The sequence below is a fragment of the Streptomyces sp. NPDC058092 genome, from assembly GCF_042884935.1.
In the GTDB taxonomy this organism is placed as follows: Bacteria; Actinomycetota; Actinomycetes; order Streptomycetales; family Streptomycetaceae; genus Streptomyces.
Genome location: NZ_JBHVSY010000060.1, coordinates 1 through 4,919, shown reverse-complemented (window position 1 = coordinate 4,919; position 4,919 = coordinate 1). Strand labels below are relative to the sequence as shown.

At 68.1% G+C, this 4,919-nt stretch carries 3 protein-coding genes and 1 pseudogene; 1 reads left to right on the top strand and 3 read right to left on the bottom strand.

Going from position 1 to position 4,919, the window contains the following annotated elements; genetic code table 11:
• Window positions 1-114: 114 nt before the first annotated feature.
• Window positions 115-1,117 (bottom strand): annotated as a pseudogene (locus tag ACFVV1_RS40625) (IS5 family transposase).
• A gap of 84 nt (window positions 1,118-1,201) precedes the next feature.
• Window positions 1,202-2,308, bottom strand: coding sequence for a hypothetical protein (locus tag ACFVV1_RS40620; protein WP_390000620.1), 1,107 nt, complete (start codon window positions 2,306-2,308; stop codon window positions 1,202-1,204).
• Window positions 2,309-2,525: 217 nt separating this feature from the next.
• Between ACFVV1_RS40620 and ACFVV1_RS40615 the strand changes: the two genes are divergently transcribed.
• Window positions 2,526-3,704 (top strand): IS701 family transposase, encoded by a 1,179-nt coding sequence (locus ACFVV1_RS40615; protein WP_390000617.1) that lies wholly within the window; start codon window positions 2,526-2,528, stop codon window positions 3,702-3,704.
• A 184-nt stretch (window positions 3,705-3,888) separates the two neighbouring features.
• Here ACFVV1_RS40615 and ACFVV1_RS40610 read toward each other — a convergent pair whose 3' ends face one another.
• Window positions 3,889-4,716, bottom strand: a complete 828-nt coding sequence (locus tag ACFVV1_RS40610; protein ID WP_390000614.1) for an APH(3'') family aminoglycoside O-phosphotransferase — start codon at window positions 4,714-4,716, stop codon at window positions 3,889-3,891.
• Between the last annotated feature and the right edge of the window lie 203 nt (window positions 4,717-4,919).

Below are 4,919 nucleotides of genomic sequence, written 5' to 3'. Positions count from 1 at the left end.
CGGCAAAGACCGTCCCACTCCCATTCCAGCCCGCTACACTCTCCACGCCCAAGCCGTTGACCAGCGCTAATGGAGAAGTCCGGCTGGAGTACTAGGGCCTGTATCGAGTCGTGATCAAGGGGCGGTCCGCGTGAGGTCCTTGATCCAGATCATTGAGGCGCGAAGGTGGAGACCTGCGAGGTAGCTTCCGGGGTCTTGTCGTAGCGGGTGGCGATGCCGCGCCAGGCCTTGAGCTTGTTGATCAGTCGCTCAACGGTGTTCCGCTCCTTGTAGAGGTCGGCGCTGTGACTGACAGGTCGACCGCCTTTGTTGCCTTTCCTCTTGCGGTTGGCGGCCTGGTCCTTCTTCTCCGGGATGACAGCCTTGATGCGGCGTTTCCGCAGATAGAGGCGGTTGCCGCGGGACGAGTACGCCTTGTCCCCGGCGACCGCGTCGGGCCGGGTGCGGGGACGACCGACGGGCCCGCGGGCACGTACCTTCTTGAGCACGGGGATGAACTGCGGGCTGTCCGCAGCCTGCCCCGCGGTCAGCACGAACGCCAGCGGGCGGCACTTCCGGTCGGCGGCGAGATGGACTTTGCTGGTCTGCCCGCCCCTGGAGCGTCCGAGGAGGGCGGTTTTCAGTCGGATTTTACGGCGGCGTCTGATTCGTTGCCGTTCTTCCCGCTTGGGGTCATTTCTAGCATCCTGCCCGTCTTGTTCTTCCGAGTTGCCCCCTTTTGTCGGGCCTTCCCCTCCTCGGGAGCGGCCTTCTCCAGGTCGGTGACGACGTCCTGGCCGAGGTGCATCCCGGCGGCGTCGTGGTGGGCTCGGACGGTGGTGGAGTCCACACTGACCAGGGACAAGTCCACTCGGTCCCGCTTCGCGGCTTCCGCGATCATCCCCTCCAGCAGGGCTTCGAAGATGCCAGCATCCCTCCACTGCCGGAACCGGTTGTGGACGGTCGGCCAGGCGCCGAACTCCTCCGGCATCTCCCGCCACTGCCCTCCCGTCCGGAACCGCCAGATCACACCCTCAAACTGCTGCCGCAGTCGCTCGGGGTACGGGCCGTACCTGCCGATCGGCAAGTACGGCTCGATGAACCCCCATTCCTCCTCAGTCAGTTGCACTCGCGTCATGTGACTGGATCTACCGCTCCAGGCCCTGCCACGAGGGTGAATTTCGCAGGTTGACCACGCCTCGATACACGCCCGCCCCGTGCCTCACCCGTCGAAGTGGAACCAGTGAAACCCATGTTCGAGCAGCGGCGTCAGGGTCCCGCGGTGGAGCGCGCCGAAGCTCACGACCGCCTCGTTCTCGTCGCTGCTGACCGTCGCAAGCAGTCCCGGGGCCACAAAGAACTTCTCGGCCTCATAGGTCGGCAGGAACGGACTCAGCGGAACGGGACGCAGCATGTTCCACAGCGCGTCGAGGCGCGCAGTCGGCATGCAGTAGGTCCGCGCGTGGTAGGGGGCGGCAATCTGGGCTTCGACGAGGGTGAACTGCAGGAGGAAGCGGCTCAGCGGTTCCTCTTCGAGGATGGTCTCCGGGTCCGCGTCATAGGGGTCTTCGGTGTGCCACACGCGGGGATCTGCTTCGTCCGGTCCCTCGGGTGGCCACGGGATGGACCAGTCCATGGAGGCCCCGTCCCGCACGGCGAAGACCAGCCGGTCGCCGAGCGGTCCGGAGGCGCGCTCGGGCTGCCTCAGTACCGGGTCGTGGAACCTATGGATCGCCGGGCGGAGGCGGGCCAAGCGGTGGAAGGCGGCCAATGCCTCCGGCAGGCTGCCCGGTTCGCCCGCCGTACTCCCGTCCTCGGCCGGCTCCGTCTCCTCGGTGGGGAACCAGCCGAGGACGAACGACTCCAGGGCCCGGATCGGATCCGTCGCCACGAGGTCGACCCACTCCACCCCGGGTACCGGCCCGGGTGCCGGGGCCGGCCGGACGGCGTCCAGCACCGCGCGGCTTAGCGGTTGGTCGAGCTCCAGTACGGCGTGGTCGAAGTGGGCCGGCGGCCCTCCCCTGCCCCTGCAACGCGCGGTGCCGAGGGGGAGGCAGCCCTGGTCCAGGCGGGCGAAGAGGTGAGTGGGCGGGGCGCCCTGGAACTCGAACCGTGGATGCAGCGCCGGACCCATGTCCCCGTGCAGGAGCACTTTGGTGGAGTCCTGGACGCCGCTGACCCCCGGGATACCCCCGGGTGTGACGATGACGACGGTCGCGTCGGCCCCCGTCCCGATCAGGGCCGGGCCCACCTCGTATCGGAGGAGCCCGGCTCCAGCGACGGACAGCGCCGTGGCCTCGGTGATCAGGGGCGGAAGCGTCTGCGTCATGCGGTGACCCTATCCAGGGGACAGGCACGGCAGGTGGGCTGCCGGCCCGGCCGGTGTCGGTGGGCTGGGCCGGGCCGGGCCGGGCGACTGCTGTACCGACGACTGGTGAGGTACGTCTCGGAATGAGATCGCGACTCGATACGCGCCCTAATACTGCAACCGCATCTGCCGTGACAGGTGCTGGATTGGCTCGTTGTTCCGACTGTGCGATGAATCGTTGACGGTTGAGCAGGTCGAGTCGTGGTCCGAGGGGATAGCCGGGTTCCATGCCCGGTTCGCCCACCGTTTCGGCAGGTCGGAGCCCCGCGAGCGGGCATCGGACTACCTGAACGGGTTGCTCGCGCCGCTTGAGAAGAAGAACGGGTGGACGCTGTCGGAGCAGGTCGGGCAGTTGCGCCCCGATGGCGTCCAGCGTCTGCTCAACCACTCCGACTGGGACGAGAACGCGGTCCGTGACGATGTGCGGGACTTCGTCGTGGAGACCATCGGTGCCAAGGACGCGGTGCTGATCGGCGACGACACCGGCTTCCTGAAGAAGGGCGCCAAGTCCGCCGGCGTCCAGCGGCAGTACACCGGCACAGCTGGCCGCACGGAGAACAGCCAGATCGGAACATTCCTGGCCTACGCCTCCGCGAGGGGGCGGGCGTTGATCGACCGCGAGCTCTACATCCCCGTCTCCTGGACGGATGACCGTGACCGCTGCCGCGCGGCCGGGATCGACGACGAGGTCCCCTTCGCGACCAAGAACGAGCACTTCAAGTGGATGCTGCAACGCGCCATCGACGCGGGTGTCCCGTTCGCGTGGGTCACCGCTGACGAGGCATACGGGCAGGTCAAGCACCTGCGAGTGTGGCTGGAGGAACGTCGGGTCGCGCACGTGCTGGCCACGAAGGTCAACGACACTGTGATCACCGCGCACGGGGCGGACGCGCGGGTGGACCAGTTGGTCGCCGCGCTGCCCCGCCAGCGGTGGAAACGGATCTCCGGCGGGGCCGGCGCGCACGGTGAGCGGATCTACGACTGGGCGCGTGTCGTGATCCGCCCGTACTGGGAGAACGGCTTCGGGCACTGGGTGCTGGCCCGACGCAGCGTCGGCGACCCGAGCGAGATCGCCTACTACGTCTGCTACGGCCCGGTCGCCTCCCGACTGAAAGACCTGGTCAAAGTGGCTGCCGCGAGGTGGGCGGTGGAGGAGTGCTTCCAGACCGCGAAGGGAGAGTGCGGTCTGGACCACTACCAGGTGCGGCTCTACCGGGCCTGGTATCGCCACATCACCCTGGCCATGGCCGCCCTCGCCTACCTGACCGCCGTCCGCGCCGCAGAAGCCACAAAAGGGGCACTCTCGACGACGAGCAAGACCTCATATCCCTCAGCGTCCCGGAGATCCGCCGGTTGATGGGCCACATCGTCGTCACGCGCCACTGTCACAGCAACGAGCACCATCTGCACTGGTCACGCTTCCGACGACGCAGCCAGGCCCGAGCCCGCCGCTCCCACTACAAACGCCGAGGCCACATTCTCCAGATGCGGTTGCAGTACTAACACCCAACGCAACTGCATTGGGTGTGACCTGCCGCCGCTCAGCCCCAGGTGAGTGGGTCGAGATGGAGGTAGAAGCGTAGGCGGTCGTGGTCGAGGGAGATGCCGTACCTCTCGGCGAACGCCGCGTCCGCGGCCCGCGCCCGCTCCTCGTCCGTCCATGTCTCCCGCGCGCTGGTGAGCAGCAGCGCCAGGTCGGCGTAGCGGTCGGCCAGCCCGAGGCGGCCCAGATCGATGAAACCCGACACGTTCAGGGTCTGAGGGTCGAGGACGATGTTGGGCAGGCATAGGTCTCCGTGGCAGACGACCGTGTCGGCGGCCTCCTGGTCCCGTCGCCGCGCGGCCTGCGGGACGAGGCGGGCCAGCAGCTCCGCGGCCGGCGTGTGCTGCTGCTCAACGGGGAGGAACTCCGGGTTCACCGCGCCACGGGTCACGACGTCGCGCGCTATGGCGACCATCCCGTCCACGTCCCGGCGGAACGGGCACTGCTGTACAGGCACCTCGTGCAGCCCGCGAACCGCTTCCGCGATGCGTTCCCAGGAGGCTCGCAGGTCTGCGGCGGACACTTGGTCGGCGGGTACGCCGGAGACGGCACCGGTCACAAGACAGGCGCCGGCATCGCCGGAGTGCCAGTCAAGCACCCGTGGCCCCGGGACACCTTGGTCGCTCAGCCATGCGACCCGGTCGCGCTCGGCCTTCAGGTCGGCTGCGTCCGCTGCCGCCACGCACTTGGCGTACCGGGTGCCGTCCGCACTGCGGAAGACGGCGGCTCCCGATTCGCCCGCGGTGACGGGCAGCCAGTCGCCCTCGCCGCCACCCTCACCCAGCAGCACCGGTGACACGGTCTGAGGTCCGGGACGATCACTCATGGCGGCCACTCTAACGGTCTCGGGAGAAATTGAGCTTCGGGCGTGCTGGCCTGGCAGCTCGGCTGGTGGGTGATCAGCGGGCGGTATCGCGGACGAGGGCCAGTTCGGTGCTTGTGCGGCGGTGGGTGGCCCGTTGCGCGGATCGGTCGGAGACGAGTGAGGCGATCGCGAGATGAGTCTCAGCATAGGTATCGCGGCGTCCG

Bases quoted from the DNA above. Each gene is read 5' to 3' on its own strand.
- ACFVV1_RS40620 (WP_390000620.1), bottom strand. From the start codon at position 2,308: ATGACGCAGACGCTTCCGCCCCTGATCACCGAGGCCACGGCGCTGTCC.
- ACFVV1_RS40610 (WP_390000614.1), bottom strand. From the start codon at position 4,716: ATGAGTGATCGTCCCGGACCTCAGACCGTGTCACCGGTGCTGCTGGGT.